Below are 23607 nucleotides of genomic sequence, written 5' to 3' on the forward strand. Positions count from 1 at the left end.
GCCGAAACGCTATTCTTCTTCGTCCGTCTCAGCCGGCTCTTTGACAAACCGGTAGCCCGCGTCGCGAATCGTTAAAAGATGGCGAGGATTGGAGGGATCGGTTTCGAAGACTTTCCGCAACCGAACGATGAACTGATCGACAGCACGCGTCTGCAATTGTCCGGGCAGCTCCCAAACTTCGGTCAACAATTCTTGGCGACTGATCACCCGACCTTCGTTCTCGACAAAGTACTTCAACAACCGCAGCTCTTTGGGTGTCATCCGCGCCGGCTTGTCGTCGACTTCGACCTCGAAGGTTTCGAAGTTGACGAACGTCGTCGCAAACCGAACCTCTTTAACCGGGGCAGGCTTCGGTTTTCGCGGCGCTCGGTTGGGACGCGACAGCTGTAACAGGTTCTTCACGCGGCTGAGCAATTCATCGAGATCAAACGGTTTGGCCAAGTACTGGTTCGCACCAACATCAAATCCCCGCGTGCGATCTTCCGACAAAGTGCGAGCCGACAGCATCAAGATCGGCAACGACAGCCCCCAGTCGCGAACCGTTTCACAAACCGTGTAACCACTCATCCCCGGCAACATCAGATCCAAGATCATCAGATCGATCGATTCGGGCATCTGTTCGACCAACTTCAGCGCCGTCGGACCATCTCCCGACAACGTCACGCGATAGCCTTCCTGTTCCAGGTTGTATTTGATGCCAACCCCCAGGTGCTCTTCGTCTTCAACGATCAAAATATGCGTGGAACCTTTCATAGCCTTCTTTGCGTTTGCGGTGACTTAGCCGGCATTGTCCTGTTTCGTCGGCGGGGTCGATAGGGTCCCATGCGGAACTACAGCAATCCCGTGGGAGCGACATGGGATTGTTCGCCCGTCGCGTCGGTTTCGGACGGATCGATTCGCACTCCCGGTAAAAGCACTTCAAATTCGGTCCCCTCGGTCCCACGACGATCTTCCACGCGGATCGTGCCTCGCAACGATTTAACGAGCGTCCGGACCAGGTACAACCCCAGCCCCGTCCCCGGTTTCGCCCGCTCCAATTCATTGCCGACGCGGATGAAGCGGCCGAAGATTTTACGACGCAGCTCTTTGGGAATCCCCGGCCCGTTGTCGGTGATCCGAATGCACAGCTTGCCGCCGGACATCGGTCGCAACCGCACAATCACCTCCGGCGGCGAACCGCTGTATTTCACCGCGTTGTCGATCAGATTGCGAAACAAAATTCCCAGATCGACAGGGGGGGCGGTGATCATCGCCGGCTCGGCATACACGGTCACCGTCTCCATCGGTTGGCGGTACCGCAGGCAAACCGCTTGCGCACATTCGTTCAGGATCCGATCGATCCGACAATCCTCGACCGGATTGGGTTCCGCCTCGCGATCCAACCGCGCCGCATCCAACAGATGGTTGATCAAATTGTCCAAACGTTCGACGTCTTCCATCATAAAGCGGTGGAAATCCTGACGCTGTTGCTCGGTCACCTGGCGACGGCTGAGCGTTTGCAGGTACAGCTTCAGGCTGGCGATCGGACTCTTCAGTTCATGCGTTACGCTATCAATAAAGTTCGATTGCCGTTGATTCAGCTTGATCGCTTTGACGGTCACCGTCAGATAGACGATCACGCCGGCGAGCATGCAGATCAGCAGCACCGCCCCGATGCTCAGGCTGGCCCAATAGATCGGTGCCCGCTCTGGGTCTTTGAGTCCGCCGATAACCGTCAAAACCACCCACCCAACGGTCAACGTGACCACCAACAGGATCATGACGACGCCCAGAATCACGGGCCATTTGATGCTTCGACGCTCGAACATGGAAGGAATTCGTGTGGGGAAAGAGGCGGAAAACGGGACGATTTTTGAAAACCAAGCGTGACGTGAAAGAATCGCCTTCCCTATAATAATGGGTTGGGGATAAGCTCGGATCAACTCTCATCAATTTCGTTGGCGGATCCTTGGAGGGACAGCCGATGCCATCACACGCCAGTAAACAACAGTATTCTGAACAAACGCTCCGACAGGTAGCGGCCGATTGTCGCCGTTCGCTGCAGCGTGGCCAATTTGATGTGGAGCAATCGCGTGTCGAGCGATTGCGTTGTGTTGACGATCAACTGGAAACCGAAGAACAGTTCGGCCGTCAATTGTGGTACTTTGAAGGCCGAGCCCTGTCGAGCGACGATCGCCGGGTCCGGGTCTATGGCGTGATCGAATACTCCGTTCAATTCGGCCTGCAGGAATTAATCGAAGATGGCGTCTTCGATGCCCCCGATCAACGCGATCGATTTCGCGAGATCTACCATCACGTCCCCTCTCGCTTTTCGTGGCGACATCCTTCGATTCGGATGTTGATCGCCGGAAGCATCGGGGTGGGGACCGCATACCTGGCCTATGTCGCGTCGCGATTGATCGGTTAGTTTATTTCGCTTCGCCCCAGGATGCAGACGTGAGCGATCGGCTCGGTGCATTTCAAGAGCTTCGCAACACGCAGACATCGGACGCCCGTGGAACCGCATCGCGCCATCGACATCCAAGAACTTCGCAAGACCTATCGCGAAGGGATCTTTCGTCGCCGCCGTCAACAAGCCCTTCGAGGGGTTTCGTTGGCCGTGCAGCCAGGCGAGGTCTTCGGTTTGTTGGGCCCCAATGGCGCCGGCAAAACGACGCTGATCAAAATCCTGCTGGGGATCGTGCATAAGTCGGGCGGAACGGCGTCGCTGTTAGGGCACCCCGCGGGGAGTCAAATCAGTCGCAGCCGAGTCGGTTATCTGCCCGAAAACCTCCGTGTCGCCAGGCACCACACCGCGCGGACGGCATTAAATTTCTACGGCCGTTTGAGTCGCATGTCGACGCAGCAGATCGCCCGCCGAAGCGATGAACTTCTGGAACTGGTGGGGCTTCGCCAACGCGACCGCGAATCGGTCCGCGGATTCAGCAAAGGGATGGGGCAGCGACTGGGGTTAGCCCAAGCGCTTCTGCACGATCCCGACCTGTTGATCTTGGATGAACCGACCGATGGCCTCGACCCGCTGGGGCGATCGCAAGTCCGCGACATCATCAATGAACTCAAGGGCCAGGGCAAAACCATTTTCCTAAACAGCCATATCCTGCAAGAGGTCGAGATGATCTGCGACCGGTTTGCAATCTTGGCCCAAGGGGAACTCAAAGCGATCGGATCGATCGACGACCTGCGCGGCTCCAATGGCGAAGCATCCGCCACGATGGTGGTCAGTTCGTTTTCCACGATGGCCGCGGAGAAGCTGACGCAGACCGACGTTGCCGTGACGACCGAAGCGATCCAGCCCGACCTGTCACGTCTGCGGATCGACAAGTGCCCCCAAGCCGATCTCGACCGTGTTGTCGACCTGTTGCGCAGCGAAGGTGCGAGCATTCACCAGATCCAACGCGGATCGTCGACGTTGGAACAAATCTTTCTTTCCTTGGTTCAGCCCCAACCGCCCGAGTCCCTGTGAAGCCCTACCTTGCTGTTATCGCCGACGCGTTTCGCGAAGCGCTCGCATCGCGTGTCTTGTGGCTCGTCTTGTTAGGTGTGCTCCTGTTTTTGGCCGTGCTTGCGCCGCTGGGCCTTCGCGACGAAGTCACCACGCAATTCAAGCGCTTTGACGTGACCAGCAGCCAGCGGCTCAAGTCGCTGCTGGAATCGTCGGCCCGGTCGCCTCGCGAAACCGCCACCTCGCACGTCGTCGCCGCGATGAACCCCGACTTGCAATCGCGGCTGCGCGACAGTGGAAAAGCGAATGTCAAACGACTGCGGACCCATGAGATCCTCGACGAACTGAATCTTCTGCTCGACTCGCAAGACTGGTATGACGCCCAGCTGTGGGAAGCGACCACGCGTTTGAGCGAACTACGCGAGCTCGACAGTGCCGACGCAGACAGCCTCGGTGCCGAACAGCTGCGACGCCGCAACCGCTTGCGTTTGGAAGCCGCCCTGCCCGGAGTGTTCCATCCACGATCGGGCGATTCGGTTCGGCTGCGGTATGCGATCTTCGATTTCCCCGACGCCTTTGTGCTCACGCAGACCCAATTCGTGGAAATCCTGAACAAGATCGCTTTGCCATTGATCGTCAATTTGCTGTTGGGTGTGTTGGGTGTGTTCATCGCGATCTTGGTCACCGGATCGATCATTCCCGAAATGTTCCAAAGCGGTTCGTTGCAATTACTGCTCAGCAAACCGATCGGGCGTTCGCTGCTGTTCCTTTCGAAATTCCTCGGGGGCTGTTCGTTCGTCTTCGTCAACATCACGTTGATGATCGTTGGGCTGTGGTTGATCGTCGGCTTCCGTTTGCAGATTTGGAACCACAATCTGTTGCTGTGTATTCCGTTGTTTGTCTTCCTGTTCATCGTCTACTACAGCGTTTCGGCGGTGGCCGGTTTGATCTGGCGGAACGCGATCGTATCGATCGCCGTCACGGTGATCTTTTGGATGGCCTGTTTTTTGGTAGGCGTAACCCACGAGATCTTCGACCAATTCGTCGCGCAACCGGCAACGATCACGCAGATCGCCCGGCTGGATGGTGAACTTTTCGCCACGACCCACAAAGGGGAAGTGTTGCGCTACGCCGCCGCCGAATCTCAATGGCAAACCATTCTAGAAGCCGAATTTGGCAGTGGCACGCGTGCCCTAGGGCCTCTTGCGATCCCTTCATCGAAGCAGGTGTTGGTCGCACAGATTCGTGGAGGTCGCTTCAACCCGTTCTCGGGAAGCAATGATGCGCTCCAGTTGATGGTGGAACAAGAAGATTGGAAACCGATCGACGGGTTCAACCTTCCGCCCGGCACCCGCGAGATGTTTGTGCGTGCCGATGGTTCATTGATCGTTTACGGCACGCGAGGCATTTCCCGCGCCGACACGACGCTTGAACCCGAACCTACCGAAAGTCCCACCGGGGGAATGTTCGCTGGCTTGTTGGCGATGCTCAAATCCGACACCGCCGGATTCACAGTGATCAGTCCGTCGGACCTAAATCTCGACACGCCGATGAGTGTTGGTGGAGTGCCCCAGTCGACATCGATCGTCGTCTACACACGCGGCCGCTTGATTCGATTGATCGCCGGTGCGGACCAAAAGTTGACGATCGATCAAGAGACCGATCTGCAGGGCGCGGCGAACCAACGCGCTGCCGTCGCGGCAACGGCCAATCACGTCGTACTCGCGCGCGAAGAATCGGGCGTTGAAATCTACGATCTGCAAACATTGGAAAAGATTCTCGACGTACCGTTGGATGTTGTCGGAAAGCCGACCGCACTGCAAGTTCCCGACGACGGTGGCGATCGCGTTGCGATTTTGTTTGCCGATCAAACGGCGAAGTTGTTCGATACTTCCACGGGCCAGCCGTTGGACGTCCAAGTGCCACATCAAGGGACGCTCAACAGCCTCCTCTGGCTTGATTCGTCCACATTGTTGCTCGCGTTTGATCTCGATCACGTCCTGTCGTTGGACCTTAGCAACGGAGCGGTCGTCGCCGATTGGCAGCCCGCCCGCGGTTTCTGGCGGATCGTGCAGGATTGGTTCGTGCGGCCGCTGCACACCGTGTTTCCGAAGCCTGGCGAATTGGGGGAGACGGTCGAAGGGATCGTGATCGGCGAGCGTGAGGTCGCATCGGGCCCTCCATCGGAAGTCGATCTGGCCTATGACCGACGAATCTTAAAAATCTGGCAACCGTTGGTAAATTGCGGGATCTTCACAATCGTGATGCTCGGCTGCGGCTGCCTGTACGTTTCGCGACAAGATTTTTAAGCCGTTCGCTGGCAGGACGTTCCGGGCCGATTCGTCTTTTGTTTCGCCACCGATGCGTTACGATAGAGGTGAGCTTTTACCACGCGTCAATTCCCTGAATCGTAACGCATGATGATGTTTCCGATGATTCCGCGATGGCTGCAACAAAATCGAAGCTGGCTTCCAGCAGCCGCTGTCTTGGCGTGTTGTCTGATCGAAACGTCGGCGTTTGGTCAGGCAAAGCTTCGCGACGGCAAAGACGATCCGCTGCAACGGCAACTCTCAAGCGACGAATTTTCCGATCGCCAGAATGCCATGCATCGAATGTGGGAATTGGGCGACGAGGCGGAGGTCCATGCGGCGGGTGAAAGCGACGATCCCGAGGTGCGGCTGCGGGCTCGCTGGATTCAGGAGCAATGGAAGCTGGGCATTCGACACCAAACGCCCGACCACGTGGCTCGGTTATTGCGTGGCAACGACTCTGAAAACCCAGCCAGCCTGGCCGAACTGATCCGCTTGGAACAATTAGGCCAATTGAACGTAGCCCTCCGCGAATCGGAATCCCAGACGTTTCGCAATCTCGTGCAGATGGATCTGTTAAAAAATTTCCCCTACCTCTCGTACCTCGCTTTGGAACGCAACCAGTCCGAACCGTTCATCGAGCTGTTAGGCGAGATGTCCCACATGCCGATTGTCGCACTGCGCCGCGGTCAGATGATGTTCCAACGAGGCGACAGCCGCGACGAATGCCTGACGTTTTCAAAAGCCGCCGAAACGATGCAACCTGCCGGCCGACACAAAGTGGCTGTCTTCATGCGTTGGGCGATGGGGATGCAAGCCGAAGCGATCGCCTTGGCCGCCGAAGAGGACTTGGAACTGACGGCCCGATTGCAACTGGCGGCTTTGGATTGGACCGGGCTCGTCGAGACGGCGGAAAAGCTAGTCGCCGACGTTGAAGTGCCCGAACCGATCGAACTGGACGACTTGCAAAAAGCAGCCACCTATTTAATTCGATGTCGTGAGAAAGCGACCCCGCTCTCCCTCTCGATCGTCGGCTTGCATCGCAGCGGCCAAACCGAAGCCTGTGACGCGGCGGTCGATCAACTCGTCGAATGGGTGACATCCGCAGCTTACCTTCGATCGATCGATACGTTGCAAAGTGAATCGCGACGACACCGTACCGACCTGACGACGGCGGCGTTTGAATCGGCCGAAACCTTGATCGCCGTCGACCGCCCCCATCGGGCGATCGAAGTCCTTGAGAAGACATTGCCGCTGCAAGCTGCCGAATTACTGGTGCATCAAACGCAATACCAGCGGGCGCTGCAAGTCTTGGGAGTCGATCCTGCGACGCTAGAAACGAGTCTGTTGACGCTGGCCGACGAAGTCTTGCAGGAAGCGGATTCGGAGGACTCCTCACTTTCGACGCAAGCCTTTGAGCGCTGCTTGGCCGCTTGTTCGCTGGCCTACCAATTGGGCTACGCACCGGCGGCGCGACAGGCGCTGCGCCGCGCCGCTCCAATGACGCGAGGCGAAGGGATTTTGCGTCGGTTGGAAGTTGTCGAAAGCGTGCTGCAACGCAACGATCCCACGTTTGCGATCGAACTTGCCCAGCCCTTGTTGATGATGCCGTCCAGCGATGGGCGAACGACCGAAGCGTTATTCGGATCGTCGGTCGGCAATGAATTGTGGCACGCGTTGGGTCAACTGGAACCCGAGTGGACCGTCCCCGAACGGGCGCGCGTTTTGGTCGATTTGTCACACGGAAAGTTACCAGTCGGCTGGAACCGTAGCATCGATCTCAATCGCTTGGCCACTTGGTTGCACGATCAATTGATCAGCGATGATGGGCAGTTCAACGCGTCGTTGAGCCGTGAAATCGCCCAATTTTTCAAAACCTATGCCCGCGATGATTGGGCGGACTCGTTTTTCCGATTGGCGGCCCAACACAACGATTACGATGCGTTCATGGCATTGGCCCAGCGGCAGTTCCAACTGGGGAACGTGCGAACTGCAGCGGAGCTCTACCAAGATATCTGGGAACGTTTTTCGAATCACCCCGAAACGCTTGTCGGATTGTCCAAGGCGCGGCGATTGGCCGGACAGGAGGACGAAGCGTCGGCGATTACCGAACGCCTGGACATGTTAGCACTCGACGCCGCTCAATATTATGACATTGCCGTGGCGTTCGGCCAGTTCGACGATTCGGCCAACGCGGTCCGCTATGCCAACAAAGTCATCCGCGATACGCCCGAAAACTCCGCCCGTTCTTATCACTACCGTGCCCTGCGATTGCTGTTGGGAATGGAGTACGACAAATCGCCTCGAGAAGTCGCGCGATTAAACCAGCGGTTGCTCGACCGCACGCTCAGTCCCACGATGTTGCGCGACATGGGTTCGTATCAAGCGATCGTCTTCGATCACTATGAAGCCGCCGCGCGACAGGCGGTTGCCGATGGCAACGCTCCGTTAGCAACGCGCCAGATGGCACTGGCGTTGAACGCCACACCGACGAACATCGATTTTGCCGAGAAGGAATTGTTGGAACTGCGAGACCAAGGACACGTCCAATTCGCCGACCAAACCTTGGACACGATCTTCGAATCGGCCAACGCGCATCTGATTCAGTTTCCGCTGAACGCGAACATGGCAAATAATATCGCCTGGGTCGCGGCGATCCATCATCGTCATCTCGACCGAGCGTTGGAGTTGTCGATGTCGGCGGTGGCTCAGTTTCCCGAATCGTATTCCTATCGCGACACGTTGGCCGAAGTGCTGTATCGCAACGGGCAAGTGGAGCAAGCGATTCAAGTGGAAACGAATTGTTTGTTGGATGTCCCCGACGACTACCATCTGCACGAGCAATTAAAACGTTTTCGCGCTGGCAATTAGGCAGACGGTTCGGTTCGCGTGCCGAAGGGGGAGCCTGTTCCGTCAGGCAACGCCAGCTCACCCGCCCGGCGAATCCAGAGAAACAAAGTTCTTCAGCAGTTGCATCCCATTGCCTTGACTCTTTTCGGGATGGAACTGCGTCGCGTGCAAATTGTCTCGCCAAATCGCTGCACAGAATGGAGCACCATAGTCGGCTTCGATCGCCACGACACTGCGATCGGTCGGTTTGACGTAATACGAGTGCACGAAATAGAAGTGCGTTCCTGGCTCGATGCCGTTCATCAGCGGCGTCGGTTGCATGATCTGAATTTGATTCCAGCCCATGTGCGGAACCTTCAAACCGGTATCCGCGGGGAACCGAACGACTTCGCCGGGAATGATCCCGAGCCCTTCGTGTTGGCCCCCTTCTTCGCTGCTTTCGAAAAGCATTTGCAACCCGAGACAGATCCCCAAAAAGGGGCGTCCCGATTCGATGAACTCGCGAATCGGATGGGCCAAGTCGCGGCGATGCAGTTCGGCGATCGCGTCTTTAAATCCGCCCACGCCAGGAAGAATCAATTTTTCCGCTGCTGCGATTTGTCGCGGATCCGAGGTGATCAACGTCTCCTCTCCAACCCGCTCGATCGCCTTGCTGACGCTGCGAAGGTTGCCCATTTGATAGTCGACGATCGTGATCATGATGACTTGGCCGATGAGGTCTCGTTTGAAAAATGCTTTAAATCTGGCCTGCGCCGCAGCGTCTAAGAGTTTAACCCGACAGACGCCTTCCGCGAAGGGTCGGTTCGCGCGGACCGAGGCCAAACGTTTGCCCACCCCATTCAACCCGTCCTGGCAAACGCATCGGGAAACCCGCGTGCCCGGTCTCCCGGCGAACGACAAACACGGACACGCGCTGCGAATCGCGGTCACCGTTGGCAATCTGCGAGACACCGACCATCCCAACCGATGCGATCAACCACAAAGAGAAAACGTTCCTCGGGCCCATGCCGTAGCCTTTTTTGCGATTAGACGGGGGAGGCAACGCACCCAAGCCACCCGACTGGATAACCCTCCGCACAGACACCACACCTCCAGTGCCTACACACACCACCACACAGACCACTCCAAATGCCTGAGGTTTGAGCATCGATTTGCTCACCGCGAAGGCACACAATCGTTTTGACGTGAATAAGCGAAAAATTTCGGCACGCGAGGTCCGTCGGTTCCTGACGACGCTAAGGACCGGCCCAGCGCCTTGCTGCAACCTTGCGGCGAACTCGCAACCCAACGCACATCCTCCCTACCCTTGTGGCTACCGCCCAACAGGAGCACACCAACACTTCCCAAAGGTGCTGCTCCGCTCAATCTTGGCATCGAACGTGCATTCTATTCGACGCATTGCCCTCCTAATTGCCCCCATTTTGTTCGGACCAACCTCCATGAAAACTCCGCTCGGACCACACGCTCAACACCCACCACACATCACCTTCACAAACCGTCACCGGATCGGTTTCACTCTCGTCGAACTCCTGGTCGTCATCGCGATTATTGGAATTTTGGTGGGACTGCTGTTGCCTGCCGTACAAGCTGCTCGCGAAGCAGCTCGACGGATGTCCTGCTCCAACAACATGAAGCAGATCGGTTTGGCGCTGCACAACTATCACGACACGCACCAAGTGTTTCCGTATTCGCTTTCGGGCGACGGTTCGGTCACATCCGGCAGCGCGATTCCGGGCAGCAACCGGGTGCTGAACCACCGCGGTTGGATGCTGCTGTTGCCATTTATCGAGTTGCAAAACCTGCAGGATCAAATCGACATGAACCTTCCCACCGGCGGCTACGATCGCGGTGGGGTTGGCTTTGCGGGCCCCAAGCCAGGTGAAGCGGGAAACGCCAACGACGTGGCCGTCAGCACAACGATCGAAGCGTTTCTTTGCCCTTCGGACCCCAATCCAACACATTACCCAACGACCAGCTCGACCTATTCGATCTCCAACGGCACAACCAGTCTGCTGGGAGCCTACACGAACTACGACTTCAGCATGCGTCGGCTTTCCAGTACTGCCGAGAAGTGGAGCCGCGATACCGCGTTTACCACCAAGCATCTGTTTGGACACGATGAATCGTCGCGTTTCCGCGACATCACCGATGGAACCAGCAACAGCGTTGCGGTTGCCGAAACGTTGCGTGCTGTCGTCGATGGATCGGTACCGACGTGGGGCTATTCCAAATGGGCCGGTGAAGGTGTCGATTTGGCGTGGAGCCGTGGTATCAACGACAACGAGTGCTGCGGCTGGGACTCACCACCCAATGCGCGAACGCCTCGCAATAGTCAATTGGGCGAATGGGGAACCTCGGGCAGCACACACCCCGGCGGTGCCCAAGCGGTGTTCGCTGACGGATCGGTCCACTTCATGACCGAGACCACCGACCAGGTCACGCTGAACAACATCACCTACATCTCCGACGGAAACGTTGTTGGTGAGTTCTAAACTTCAAACCTTGCCACGCGGCGCACGATTCCAGGACGGGCTGATCCGCCGGTCCTGGGAGCGTCGCCGCTTTAGAAACGCTACGAACCCCTTCTCTCGCAAATCCATTCCCCCCTCTCGTTTCGGAGCTCCATTCTCATGACTTTTGTTAGTGATCGTCGATTGTTCTGTGTCGCTTCTATGTTGGTTCTGCTGGCCGCTGGTTGCGACGGCGGTCCACCATTGGCCGATGTCTATCCTGCATCGGGACGCGTGCTTTTGGATGGCAAGCCGGTCGAAGGTGTCTCGGTCTCGTTGCTCCCAGAAGCGGGAGTCTCCGGACGTGGTGGCTTTGCCCTCACCGATGCGAATGGCGCGTTCACCGTCACGTCGGTTGAAGGACAAGACGGAGTCCAGCCAGGAAAATACAAAGTCCTCTTCCAAAAGCTGGCTCAACCCGACGGCTCCCCGATTCCTCCTGGAGCGTCCGCGGCGGATGTGGGTGCTGAAAACATCTTGCCTCCCGCCTACAACAGTCCGGAAATGTGCACGATGTTTGCGGACATCCAAGCCGGAACCAATCCAGAAATGGAATTTGATCTGAATTCCAAACGCAAGCGCTAGGTCGACCGCACGGACCTAACCGATCGATTCCCCGCCACGCGCATAAGCTGTCAACAGACGGACTATCGACGTGGCTTTGGGGACAAGGGTCGCGGTGTCGACCCATTCTTCGGGGCTGTGGAGATTGCCGCCGCGAGGCCCCAGGGTGTCGACGTTCGGCAACCCATAAAAGGCGAGCTTGCTGCCATCGCATGCACCACCGGTTGGCTGCCATCGAATCGCCGGATCGGTCGTGGCGATGGATGCTTCCACCGCCCGCTGGATCGCCCACGTCGAAGCGTCGACGATTTTGGGTGGCGCATGAAATCCACCATGCAATGCGACAGAAAAGCCTTCGTTGGAATTCGCCCGTTCAACGATCCGTCGCAACTGACTTTCAAATTGCGATTGCGCGGCTCGATCGTCCACCCGAACATTCAATCGGCCAATCGCGAGATCGGGAACACGGTTCAACGGACCGCCTCCTTCGATTCGGCCGACATTCACCGTCGTGCCCAATTGAAAGTCGTTCAACCGATCGATCTCGCCGATCAACTTGGCCAACAACACGATTGCGTTGCGGCCGCTCTCAGGATCACGCCCGGCGTGCGCAGAACGACCGCGAACGATGACGGTGAAATTTCCCGAACCCTTTCGATCCGAGACCATCGCGCCGTCGGGAAGACAGGGTTCGAACAGCAACCCAAAATCGTGCGCTACCGCCAGCTGTTGAAACAGCCCTGCGCTGGCGGGGGAACCGATCTCTTCATCGGGATTTAAGACGGCCGTCCAACCGATTTCCTCCGCCAACTGGAAACGTTCGATCGCAGCCAACGCCCACATCATCACCAACAGCCCCCCTTTGGCATCGACGACACCGGGACCGCCTAGGCGATGGGAATCGAGCCACCGACATTGCTTGAAGACGCTATCAGCTTCGTAGACCGTATCGAAGTGAATCGCCAACAGCACTCGTCGCGATGCGTCGGGCCGACGACTCGCAACCAACGCATCGACGGTCTTCCAAGAAACCAATTCGCCATATGCGTCGATCTCTTGAATCTCGGTCACCGGCGTAGGCTGCAACGTCAGCCCATGTTGCTGCCAATCGGATCGCAGCCGATCCGCCATCCGTTGCAAGCCGCGGGTGTCGTGCGACCCCGACGCGATCTCGGCCCACTGGATCAATTGGTCCGTGATCGCGGCTTGCTCTGATTCCAACCACAGGCAAGCAGCGTGCAATCGATCCGATGGCGTTTCCAAAGGAGCAAACCCTCCAGTTTCCTGTGGACGAACCGGTGCTTCCCCGGCACAACGCTGACCCTAACCGCTCTGCGATTCCCCTTTCGGGTTCCCCTCGGTAATGTTTCCTGCACGATCGCGACGGGGCGTCGCCGTCCCCGGAACCACGCGTGGGCTGGGCGAATGGGCTTCGATGATCTGCAGCAATTCGGCGCCGTCCATCGATTCGATTTCCAACAACCGATGGGTGATCGCTTCCAGCGCATCGCGACGGATCGCCAAGATTTCGTTCGTTGCTCGCAACGCTTCGTTGATGATCCGCTTGACCTCTTCATCGATTTCGCGGGCCGTCTGTTCGCTGTGCATCCGCGCGTAGCTGCCTTCGCCGCCAGTCGCCAAAAACGCCGACTGATTGCTCTGCCGGAAATTGATCCGTCCCAATCGGCTCATGCCATAATCCATCACCATCGATCGAGCGGTCTGAGTGGCGCGTTCAAGATCGTTTTGGGCTCCGGTACTGATGTCAGAGAAGACCATCTCTTCGGTCAACGTGCCGCCCAACAGAACCTTGATTTGACTTTCCAGTTCCCCCTGCGTCATGAGATAGCGATCCCCTTCGGGACGCTGCATCGTATAACCCAACGCTGCTAGACCACGCGGAATGATCGAAACCTTATGCACACGATGCGTGTTCGGCAGGCTGCAAGCCACCAACGCGTGCCCCGCTTCGTGGTAGGCGACGCGCACCTTTTCGTCTTGATCCATCACGCGGTTTTTCTTTTCCAAACCGGCGGTAACCCGTTCGACTCCCTCGTTAAATTCGTACATCCCGACCGATTTCTTTTCGGCACGAGCGGCCAACAGCGCCGCTTCGTTGACGAGGTTGGCAAGGTCAGCACCGACAAACCCACTGGTGATCGACGCGATCCCCTTGAGATCGACGTCTTCATCCAATTTGACGTTCTTGACGTGCACCTTCAGGATTTCTTCACGGCCGCCGATGTCAGGACGATCGACCAGCACGTGGCGATCAAATCGACCCGGTCGCATCAGCGCGGGGTCGAGCGTTTCGGGACGGTTGGTTGCCGCGATCACGATCACGCTGGTGTTGCTGTCGAAACCATCCATCTCGACCAACAAAGCATTCAGGGTTTGCTCACGCTCATCGTGTCCCCCCATCATGTTGTTACCGCGACTCTTGCCCAAGGCGTCCATTTCATCGATGAAGATGATGCATGGGGCTCGGCTGGCCGCTTGTTGGAACATATCGCGAACGCGAGCTGCACCGACACCGACGAACATTTCCACAAAATCGCTGCCCGAGAGACCAAAGAACGGCACACCCGCTTCGCCGGCGATCGCTTTGGCAAGCATCGTCTTGCCGGTACCGGGAGGGCCCACTAACAGAACGCCCTTGGGAATTCGGCCTCCCAGCTTTTGATATTTGTCGCTGTGCTTCAAGAAGTCGACGACTTCGCTGACCTCTTCGACCGCTTCGTCGATTCCGGCGACATCTTTGAATGTGATCGCCAGATCTTCTTGCGCGTACAACTTGCCTTTGCTGCGGCCGAAGGACATCGGTGAACCGACTCCGCCAATCTTGCGGAACATAAAGACGGTCAACGCAATGATCACCGCAATCATCAGCAGCGGCGGGCCCCAATCCGAAACCAAGTCGGACCGTTCGCTGTGCCCCCAAGAAATATTCGCGTCGTTGAACATCGCCGTCAGCCGCTGTTCCTCATCGGCATTCAACGCCGATCGGATCGTCTTGAAACTGACTTCTTTCGGCTCGCCGACCGGCTTGCCATCTTTCATCGGACGATAGAAGACTTCGCCCGTGATCACATTTTGGGCGATGCTGATGTTGTGTGGCTTACTGTATTCGCCCCGTTCCTTCGGGTCGCGGACCAACGCGACGACGAGACGACTTTGCTTATCGGAATCGTCGACAAGCGCCAACGAATTCTTCTCGGCGTACTTTGTCGCCTGGACCAATTCGACGAAGTCGGAGTAGCGGATCGCGTAATGCGTGCTGTTGACCAGATAGGCGCAGGCCACGACCGTTGCCGTGACGGCAAGCAACAGCCACAGGACGGCTCCGCCACCGCGATTTTCTTCGTCTTTATTGTCTTTACGATTGTCGCTCATCGAATTCTGATGCACCTTTGCGTGTGGTAGACGTATCTCGTTTCAAGGGCTTGGGTTGCGGCAGAACCGTCGCAATCCTAGAATCCCTTCGACGCGGGCGTGTCTTCAATCAACGTCTTGATTGTTTGGCCCCAAGAGGCAATCGACAACCCCTGTATCGTTCATACTACATAGGTGGGGAAGGTTCCTACCAACCAGCGACGTTTCTTTTCCCTATTGAACGCATTGATGGCCGTATCAACTCGGAATGTCGCTATCCTTGGCGCAACCGGCAGCATCGGGCGAGCAACCTTGGACGTGGTTGCTTCGCTAGGAGCCCCCTGGGCAGTTTGGGGCGTCTCCGGACATTCTCGCGTTGAAGAACTCAGCCAAATCGCACGGCAGACAATTCCGGAAATCGTCGCGCTGACCGGCGACGCGAATCCCCAATCGATCGATCTGCCCGGCAAATCGCGTTTGTTAACCGGTCCGGATGCCCTGATCGAATTGGCCACCGCGCCGGAGGTCGACGTCGTGATGGCTGCGATCGTGGGCCGCGCCGGTTTGGAAAGCACGTTGGCGGCGCTGCAAGCCGGAAAGCGAGTGGCGCTAGCAAATAAGGAAGCACTGGTTGTTGGTGGCCCTTTGGTACATGCGATGCGGCATAATGGCAGCGAGTTGCTGCCGGTTGATAGCGAGCATTCGGCGATCTTTCAATGCCTGACCAGCGGCGGCGGATCGCTTGCCGAAGGGAAGAAGTCGGTTCGCAAGTTAATCCTGACCAGCAGTGGCGGACCGTTTCGCACCTGGACGACGGCGCAGATGCGCGACGCATCGGTCGAAGACGCGCTGAAGCACCCCACATGGAACATGGGGCGAAAAATCTCCATCGATTCGGCCACCATGCTGAATAAGGGGCTCGAAGTCATCGAAGCCCGTTGGCTGTTCGATATCCCGGCGGAGAAGATCGAAGTCGTCGTGCATCCGCAATCGATCATCCATTCGATGGTTGAATTCGAGGACGGATCGATCCTGGCGCAATTAAGCCCTCCCGATATGCGTTTGCCAATTCAATACGCATTGACGTATCCTGAACGCCTGCCGTGCATCGCGCCGCCGCTGGATCGATCGTGTCCGTGGGATCTTTCCTTGGAACCTGTCGATCACGATCGATTCCCCGCGTTAAACCTGGCGTTTGAAGTCGCTCGGGTGGGTGGAACCGCTGGCGCCGTGGTCAACGCAGCAAATGAACAAGCGGTTGCTCTGTTTCTCGACAGGCAGATCCGGTTTACTGATATTGTGCCAGCATGTCGTATGGCACTCGAAAATCATCAACATGAAAGCGATCCTTCGTTACAGCGGCTGTTGCAGCTGGATCGATGGGCTCGCGCGGAGGTGCAGCGGTGGAGCTGTGGAATGCAGGCATAATCGAACTTCTGGCGGATACCGATCCATCTTTACTGATGGCCATCCTGACCAAGGTTGGCCTTTGGTTAAAGGTCGCCATCGGAATCGGCTTGGTCATCTTCGTCCACGAATTGGGGCACTTCGTTGCCGCCAAAAGCTGTGGGGTGAAGTGTGAGAAGTTCTACGTGGGCTTTGATGTCCCGATCAACATCGGGCCGATCAAGCTCCCCCGGACGCTGGGGAAATTCACTTGGGGGGAGACCGAATACGGACTCGGCATCATCCCGCTGGGCGGGTACGTCAAAATGCTCGGCCAAGACGACGACCCACGCAAAGCGGCTGAAGAGAACAAACGGATTAAAATCGCCAACGAAGAAGCGACTCCCGGCGATGAGACCGCGCCGCCGTACAAGCTCGATCCACGTAGCTTCCAAGCCAAAAGCGTGCTGCAGCGGATGTTTATCATCAGCGCTGGGGTGATCGTCAACGTGATCACGGCCGTCATGTTCGCCGCCGCGGCATTCTGGTACGGCGTGCCCTACACCCCCGCGATCATCGGATCGACCCAACCGGGCGACCCCGCCTGGTTGGCAGGCATCCAGCCCGGTTCGCAAGTCGTTTCGGTCGGCACGATCGAAAATAACGATCAATTGCAGTTCCGGGACATGCGTTCGGAGATCCTTGAACAAGGCTTGGATGATAAAACCAAACCGGTCGCCTTTACCGTTCGCAAGGATGGCGAAGAGACTTCGTACCAATTGATCCCGACGCTCCGCTACGATCCCAAGAAGATCGCCGTCGCCATCGGCGTGGTCCCTCAATTGTCGACGACCCTTGCGACCGACGTCACGTTTTACCCCAACAGTGCTGCGGCGACCGTGCTCGACAAAAGCTTCGGCGGTGCCCAAGCGATCGAACTCGACGGCGTCGCGCTGCCGGAAACCGAAGGGGACATCTATCTGACACCGATCGTCGAAGCGATGCGGGTCAAAGCTTCCGCGCCGATCGAGTTGACGTTTTTGTTGACCGATGAATCGAAGAAAACGATCACGCTCCCCCCTCAGAACATGAAATCGCTGGGGGGCACCTTTGGCGTCGGGCCAATCACCGGCTTGGTTCAAGGAGGCAATGCGGAGAAGGCGGGCCTGAAACCGGGCGATCAAATCATTCGATTTGATGGGCAGGATCAATTGTCCGCATTCGCGCTCCGCGACCTAGCCTATCAACGCGACAGCGCCGTCGAAATCGTGGTGCAACGCGCCACCGAGGGAAGCGAACCCGAAGAGATTACCTTTAATGTAGCCCCCGACGCGGTCAGCGCTCCGCCCGAAGCCAGTGGCATCGACTTGGCATTGGATCGCTTCGGCATCGCGTATACCGCTTCGAATCGACTCGCAACGGTCGACGAAGGAAGCCCGTTGGCGGCCTCGTTTGAGCCGGGTGACCAGATCACGCGGATCACCGTCTCGTGGAACAACGACGCCGAGAAGAAGGAACTCAGCGGCTTTGTGCCGATGAAACTCCTGAACGATTCGTGGGATATCGACGACTTTTACACCGTCCCGATGCTGGTTGCCAACCTGCAGATGCTTCCCGCGGGTACCGAGATCCGCGTTCTGGGGGCCAAGGGAGACACCGCCGATGGGAAAGTCATCGACACCGTCGTGAAACTGAAGTCCGACTCCGACCAATACTGGCCCGAACGAGGCCTGCGGTTTGAAACGATTAAGCGGATCCATCGTGCCGATTCGTTGGCCGCCGCCTTCAGCCTGGGCTACAACGAAGCGGTCCATCGCGGCAAAGGAGTGCTCCGGTTCTTGAAAATGTTGGTGACCGGACGTTTGAAAGCCGATCTGCTGGGCGGCCCGGTGGCGATCTTTACGATCGCTGGCTCGCACGCCGCCGAAGGCATCCCCCGTTTGTTAATGTTCTTGACCTTCTTAAGTATTAACTTGGCGATCCTGAACTTCTTGCCGATTCCCGCCCTCGATGGTGGACACATGGTCTTCCTGATCGCCGAAGCGGTGCTCGGCCGACCGGTCGACGAAGAATGGCAAGCGCGTTTGACGATGGTCGGCGTGCTGATGCTGCTGGGGTTGATGGCGTTTGCGTTCTACAACGATATCGCCCGTTTGATCGGCTGACCGCCGGCAGCGTAAACGGAATCTTGCAAAGAGCCACAGGCGGTCCTCGGATCGTGTGTGGCTCTTTTGCATTACGGTCATGGGCGGCTTGCTGGAACGATTGGTCTCGCCTGGGCGGGAAGCGGAATTTTGGGGGGCGATGGCCGACGCACGCCATCCAGTTTTTCCATTTTGCCTGATTGAACCAGCCGACCCAGACTGCTATCCTGCCACTCTCTTCGACGCACTCGCGGGGCAACTTGCGAGTCTTGCGCCATCTATTCCCAATGCATTTTGACGGACCCGAGAGAGGCTTGCCCATGTTTCATCGCTTTTTAATCGGTTGCGCGATCGCGCTGTTTTCGTCCTCGATCTCGATCGCTCAAGACCTACAGCCGATTGCGGAACCCGAATCCCGCTTGCGTGCTCCCGATGCGAAACCACAGGTGCAACCGCTGCCAGTGGTCGTCGAATTGTTGGACGATGTGCGCGACCTGAACGGATCGCTGTTGGATACAAACGACTTGGAGGTGAAGACCGCTTTCGGAATCGCCAAGATGCCGTTGACCGAAGTACTGGGGATTCGGATGGCCCGCGATGAAACGGAACTGACGACGATCGTGCTGCACAACGGAGATATCATCACCGGCAAGGTGGACATTCAAAATCTGCTGGTGCAGACCTCGTGGGGCAAATCGGAAGTCAACGGCAACAACCTCGGATCGATCTTCTTCGACGAAGGCCTTTCCTGGAAAGGCTTGAAATTATTGGCGGGCGAAAAGTGGACGCTGGAAAAAGCAGAAGAACTGGCGCCTTCGCCAACGGCCCAAGCCAGTGCTGCGGCCCCCAAAACCAACGCCCCTCGGGCTGCCCAATCGGTGCTTGTCAGTCCCTAGTTCCTTGCCAGAGGGCGTCTCGCCCGGCTTGAGCGTGTTCTGCAACGCAGCCCGCCAGAACCGGTTTCCGGATCGAAAAACCGGCGATCGCGAGGATTTGCTGGTCCGATCCGGTGGATTTCAACGGACATACCATCGCATCTCGCTTCGCGGTCCGATATGATGGCCGGTTGGCGGCAATTTACCGGAATGCTTTTGTTCCGGGATGTGCTGCAAGACTTAAATACTTGGTACAGGAATCGACTGATGGCTGAAGGCACAATCAAACGTGTAACCGACAAAGGGTTCGGATTTATCGACACTGGAGGCGCAAAGGATTTGTTCTTCCACTCCTCCGCATTGGAAGGGGTACGATTCGACGACCTGCGCGAAGGACAACGCGTTTCGTTTGAAGAAGGCCGCGGCCCGAAGGGTCCTTGCGCTGAAAACGTAAAAGTTCTTTAAATCGGATTTCCGATTTGGTTTCACGGTGAAAATTGCCGCTGGCTTGATCAGGCTCGCACGGCGAGTCGCCACAGTTGGCACGGATGACTCGCCAGCGGAAATCGGCTCACCGTGAAACCCGAAAACACACGCTCCCCATCAACCATGACGGAAGGTTGATGTGCGTGTTCTCTCGCCCCGCTGCGGGCAACAACGTTCCCTTGCTGAACGTGCGAACGGAGCCGCATCGCTTGCGGCGGCACAGACGCGTTGCCCCGCAAATCTTATAATGGCGGCACCCTTTCTCGGTTCGACGCGCTGCGCATCTGGTGCATCTTGCCCAGGATTGATAGGCCGTTCATGTGGTGCCCCCCGGCGATCTTTCGGCCGCTTTCTAAGGTCTCAGAGACGGATTCAATGTTGACATTTTATCCACATCGCGATGATAGGGGTTCGGCGTCAAAAACGTGTTTTGCAAACGGTGAAAAGACCGTTTCTGACTGGGTTTTGGTGACCGCTAAGGGAACGTTCGGAAAAGCAGTGCGGAAGACTTGAAGAGAATGCTAGCTAACCTACAATCGGCCCATCAAAGCGAAACCGATGGAAATCGCGTAGGCTCGCATCCAGCGGACGGATGTCATCACGGATGGCGATCTGCCCAGGTTGATCTACCTGTTAGGCTTACGCAAGGTGAAGCATCGGACAGGGTTGTTTATTTGGCTATCCATGATGGAGAGTAAGTCCTCGGAATGTCGGTAACGGAAACGGCAGGTGCGAAGGATCTCACCGGTGAATTACAGGATGCACTGATAAATCGTCTTGGACGAGACTGCTTCCGAATGTGGTTCGGTCAGATCACCCACTGCCATCGCGCTGGTCGCGATGTGGTCGTGGATGTGGCGGCACAATTCGCATTGGATCGAATCGGTTCGCGGTACATGAACGATCTGCGGCAAGCGGTCGTGGATGTCTGTGGGGATGGCGTGAGCGTGTCGCTGCAACTGGCAGCCGACAAACCCGCGGAGGCCTCCGCCGAACCGACCGAGGAACCGGCGTCGACGCTTCGTAGCGATGCGGGCGACGCGACCCCACCGCGTCCAGCGGCCAAAACTGCCAAGCGACAAGCGGCAGCCGAAACGCCGCGCGACAACGTTCAACCGTTGCTTCAAGTCAGCTCGTTTCAATCGACTGGCAGCGATGATCCGCTGCCCGCACGACGTCGCCGCGCCGCATCGTGGGATCAGATTGTCGTCGGCAAATCGAACAAACTGGCCGCCACTGCGGCGCGGATGATTTGCGATTCGCCCGGCGTCACGTCGCCGCTGTTTTTGTGGGGCACGCACGGCACTGGAAAGACACAATTGTTGGATGTCGTGGCGACCGAATTGCGACGCCGCCATCGCTTGCGACGCGTGATTTCGATGACCGCCGAAGAATTCACGAACGACTTTATCGGATCGGTCACCGGCAGCGGTCTGCCAGGTTTCCGCCGCCGTTATCGCGACGTCGACGCGTTGCTGATCGATGAGATCCAATTCCTGCCGGGCAAACGGGCCACGTCGCGGGAAATGCTGTACACGATCGATTCGATCGTGCGGGCTGGAAAGCAACTGGTCTTCGCGGCCGATCGTCCGCCGATGGAGATTCCCGGCCTCGGGCAAGATTTGGCGGGCCGCATGGCTGGCGGCATGGTCTGCTCGATGACTCCGTTGGATCACGAGATGCGGAGCCAGATGTTACAGCAATTATGTGACGCCGAAGGCCTGGGAATCGACCACCAGATGCTCTCCGATATCGCCGCCAACGTGTGTGGCGATGGACGCGTTGTGTCGGGGATCGCGTGCCGTCTGAAGGCGTTGGTCAGCATGCACGACGAACCGGTGACCTACGATCAGATCACTGAAATCTTGAGCGATCTGATTTCAATCGGCAGCTCGTCGTACGGCTTTTCCGACATCCAAACCGCGGTCTGCAACACAATGGGTTTGCCCAAAGACGCGCTGCAGTCCAAGGGGCAAAGCCGCAACGTCAGCCAGGCGCGGATGCTGGCAATGTATTTGGCTCGCGAACATACGGGAGCGACCTACGGTGACATCGGAAAATATTTCGGCCAACGCAGCCACAGCGCCGTGATTGCCGCGACTCGTCGAATCGCCGGAGATGTCGAAACGGGCAAAGCGTTTGCTGTCGGGAATCGCACCATCCCGGCGAAGCAGGTTTTAGAGTCGGTCCAGAATATGTTACGCTCGGGTTGAGTTTAACGACGAAAACCCAAGGATCTTCCGCGTGGCAGAAAAAGTTTGGCATCTGAAGTCGTGCGAGCTGTTTGCCAACCTGCCTGCGGAGCAAATCCGCCGCTTGGAATCGCATTGCCGTGTCCGTTCGTTTGCCGTGCGGAGCCTCGTCTACCTGCCCTATCAAGCTGCCGACAGCGTCTTCTTATTGACGCGTGGGCTGGTCAAAGTTTGCCATGCAACGCCCGAAGGCAAACAATCGACGCTAGCCTTTATTGAACCCGGCGAACTGTTCGGCGAACTGGCACTGTTTGATCCCTCGCAACGCGACGAATTTGTGGAAGTCGTCAACGCCGCGTCGGTGGTGATGATTCCGGCCGAAGAACTGCTACACTTGATGGCTCAGGCCAATGCGTTTGCCGTTGGGATCACCAAATTGGTCGGCCTGCGACGGCAACGGATCCAGCGGCGACTACGGAATCTGTTGTTTCAATCGAATCGCGATCGATTGATCCATTTGCTGTTGGATCTGGCCGATCAGTTTGGCGTCCCGGCGGACAGCGGCGTCCGATTGCGGATCAAGCTGTCCCATCAAGAGCTTGCCAATTTGATCGGCAGCACCCGAGAATCGGTTACGATCGTGTTAGGGCAATTAAAATCGGAAGGATTGATCGACGTCACACGCCGACGGATTGCAATCCTGCGACCGCACCAAATGGCCGAACGCGTTGGGCAAACGTATCGGGCTCCATCGCCTCCAGGGATACCCACCTTATGAACACCACCGCGCGTTGGTCGACACTGCTGATTTTCCTGTGCTTACTCTCGCCGGTGGCCCATGCGCAGCCCGAGAACCGTTCCCGTGGCGAGTCTCGTCGTGGCGGGATGCAACGTTACTTTAACAGCGGCATCATGTCGTTGTTCCGGATTCCCGAAGTGCAGGCCGAACTGGAACTGTCGCGCGAGACGGCGGAACTGATCTTCGCATTGCAAGCCGATCTGTTTTCCGAATACCGCAACGCGCGTCGCGATCAATCGACCGATGAAGCACTGCCTTCGGCCGACGAAGTCTCCACGCAATCGGGGCAGGTCGCCGAACGATTACTCTCGGCGATCCTCGATCCCGCTCAATTCAAACGCCTGCAAGAACTGTGGCTGCAACGCCGCGGGCTGCGCGCGATCACGATGGACGATCTTGCCGACGCGTTGGAACTGGACACGTCACAACGCGAAGCGACAGCCGAATTGGTCCAACGGATCAGCCGCGGTTATGGTCGTGGCAAAATCAGTGAAGAGGATGCCGAAGTCGCCAAACAGATCACCGAAATCTTGACGCCCCAGCAACGCAAGCAATGGGAAACGATGCTCGGCAAGCCGTTTGATTTCTAAACGGACAAGGCCCACGGCTTGCCACCGCCGCGCGACGTGAGGTTGTCCCGCTTGGCGAGATTTGCAAAATGACAGCTTGTCTCCGATC

18 protein-coding genes are annotated in these 23607 nt (G+C 57.4%); 13 read left to right on the forward strand and 5 right to left on the reverse strand.

Annotation, left to right across the window (positions count from 1 at the left end):
• Positions 1-9: 9 nt before the first annotated feature.
• Together Poly24_RS18550 and Poly24_RS18555 are read right to left on the reverse strand one after the other, a co-directional pair.
• On the reverse strand, positions 10-753 hold the full coding sequence (locus Poly24_RS18550) for a response regulator transcription factor (RefSeq protein WP_145098873.1): 744 nt from the start codon (positions 751-753) through the stop codon (positions 10-12).
• A gap of 77 nt (positions 754-830) precedes the next feature.
• Positions 831-1808 carry a sensor histidine kinase gene (locus Poly24_RS18555; RefSeq protein WP_231753220.1) on the reverse strand — a complete coding sequence of 326 codons (978 nt, stop codon included), beginning with the start codon at positions 1806-1808 and terminating at the stop codon, positions 831-833.
• A gap of 155 nt (positions 1809-1963) precedes the next feature.
• Between Poly24_RS18555 and Poly24_RS18560 the strand changes: the two genes are divergently transcribed.
• The 4 genes from Poly24_RS18560 to Poly24_RS18575 all read left to right on the forward strand — a co-directional run bounded on the left by Poly24_RS18560 (position 1964) and on the right by Poly24_RS18575 (position 8622).
• Positions 1964-2407, forward strand: coding sequence for a hypothetical protein (locus Poly24_RS18560; RefSeq protein ID WP_231753221.1), 444 nt, complete (start codon positions 1964-1966; stop codon positions 2405-2407).
• A gap of 87 nt (positions 2408-2494) precedes the next feature.
• Positions 2495-3463, forward strand: a complete 969-nt coding sequence (locus Poly24_RS18565) for an ABC transporter ATP-binding protein (RefSeq protein WP_197452008.1) — start codon at positions 2495-2497, stop codon at positions 3461-3463.
• Entirely contained in the window at positions 3460-5751 is a 2292-nt protein-coding gene (locus Poly24_RS18570) for an ABC transporter permease (RefSeq protein WP_197452009.1), read from the forward strand. Before Poly24_RS18565 ends, Poly24_RS18570 begins: the two co-directional genes overlap by 4 nt.
• A 108-nt stretch (positions 5752-5859) precedes the next feature.
• Positions 5860-8622: a tetratricopeptide repeat protein gene (locus Poly24_RS18575; RefSeq protein WP_145098884.1), complete on the forward strand. Its 2763-nt coding sequence runs from the start codon at positions 5860-5862 to the stop codon at positions 8620-8622.
• A gap of 57 nt (positions 8623-8679) precedes the next feature.
• Here Poly24_RS18575 and hisH read toward each other — a convergent pair whose 3' ends face one another.
• On the reverse strand, positions 8680-9300 hold the full coding sequence (gene hisH / locus Poly24_RS18580) for an imidazole glycerol phosphate synthase subunit HisH (RefSeq protein ID WP_145098887.1): 621 nt from the start codon (positions 9298-9300) through the stop codon (positions 8680-8682).
• Positions 9301-10040: 740 nt separating this feature from the next.
• Here hisH and Poly24_RS18585 point away from each other — a divergent pair.
• Together Poly24_RS18585 and Poly24_RS18590 are read left to right on the forward strand one after the other, a co-directional pair.
• Positions 10041-11093, forward strand: a complete 1053-nt coding sequence (locus Poly24_RS18585; protein WP_145098890.1) for a DUF1559 domain-containing protein — start codon at positions 10041-10043, stop codon at positions 11091-11093.
• A gap of 138 nt (positions 11094-11231) precedes the next feature.
• Entirely contained in the window at positions 11232-11696 is a 465-nt protein-coding gene (locus tag Poly24_RS18590; RefSeq protein WP_145098893.1) for a carboxypeptidase-like regulatory domain-containing protein, read from the forward strand.
• A gap of 15 nt (positions 11697-11711) precedes the next feature.
• On the opposite strand, the gene Poly24_RS18595 is transcribed toward Poly24_RS18590, so the two are convergent.
• A complete protein-coding gene (locus Poly24_RS18595; RefSeq protein WP_145098897.1) occupies positions 11712-12938 on the reverse strand; it encodes a hydrolase in 1227 nt (408 codons plus the stop codon).
• Positions 12939-12998: 60 nt separating this feature from the next.
• On the reverse strand, positions 12999-15068 hold the full coding sequence (ftsH, locus tag Poly24_RS18600; protein WP_145098900.1) for an ATP-dependent zinc metalloprotease FtsH: 2070 nt from the start codon (positions 15066-15068) through the stop codon (positions 12999-13001).
• A gap of 228 nt (positions 15069-15296) precedes the next feature.
• On the opposite strand from ftsH, the gene dxr reads away from it, so the two are divergent.
• The 7 genes from dxr (at position 15297) to Poly24_RS18635 (ending at position 23519) form a co-directional block, all read left to right on the forward strand.
• Positions 15297-16475, forward strand: a complete 1179-nt coding sequence (dxr, locus tag Poly24_RS18605; protein WP_145098903.1) for a 1-deoxy-D-xylulose-5-phosphate reductoisomerase — start codon at positions 15297-15299, stop codon at positions 16473-16475.
• Positions 16476-16510: 35 nt separating this feature from the next.
• A complete protein-coding gene (locus Poly24_RS18610) occupies positions 16511-18598 on the forward strand; it encodes a site-2 protease family protein (RefSeq protein ID WP_197452010.1) in 2088 nt (695 codons plus the stop codon).
• A 299-nt stretch (positions 18599-18897) separates the two neighbouring features.
• Positions 18898-19473 (forward strand): hypothetical protein, encoded by a 576-nt coding sequence (locus tag Poly24_RS18615; protein WP_145098909.1) that lies wholly within the window; start codon positions 18898-18900, stop codon positions 19471-19473.
• A 159-nt stretch (positions 19474-19632) separates the two neighbouring features.
• Positions 19633-19917, forward strand: coding sequence for a cold-shock protein (locus Poly24_RS18620; protein WP_449314245.1), 285 nt, complete (start codon positions 19633-19635; stop codon positions 19915-19917).
• Positions 19918-20645: 728 nt separating this feature from the next.
• Positions 20646-22151 (forward strand): DnaA/Hda family protein, encoded by a 1506-nt coding sequence (locus Poly24_RS18625; RefSeq protein ID WP_145098912.1) that lies wholly within the window; start codon positions 20646-20648, stop codon positions 22149-22151.
• A gap of 31 nt (positions 22152-22182) precedes the next feature.
• Complete coding sequence (locus Poly24_RS18630; RefSeq protein ID WP_145098915.1) at positions 22183-22908, forward strand: Crp/Fnr family transcriptional regulator; 726 nt, start codon at positions 22183-22185, stop codon at positions 22906-22908.
• Positions 22905-23519 carry a hypothetical protein gene (locus tag Poly24_RS18635; RefSeq protein ID WP_145098918.1) on the forward strand — a complete coding sequence of 205 codons (615 nt, stop codon included), beginning with the start codon at positions 22905-22907 and terminating at the stop codon, positions 23517-23519. Before Poly24_RS18630 ends, Poly24_RS18635 begins: the two co-directional genes overlap by 4 nt.
• Positions 23520-23607: the final 88 nt, after the last annotated feature.

The sequence above is a fragment of the Rosistilla carotiformis genome (assembly GCF_007753095.1).
Taxonomy (GTDB): Bacteria; Planctomycetota; Planctomycetia; order Pirellulales; family Pirellulaceae; genus Rosistilla; species Rosistilla carotiformis.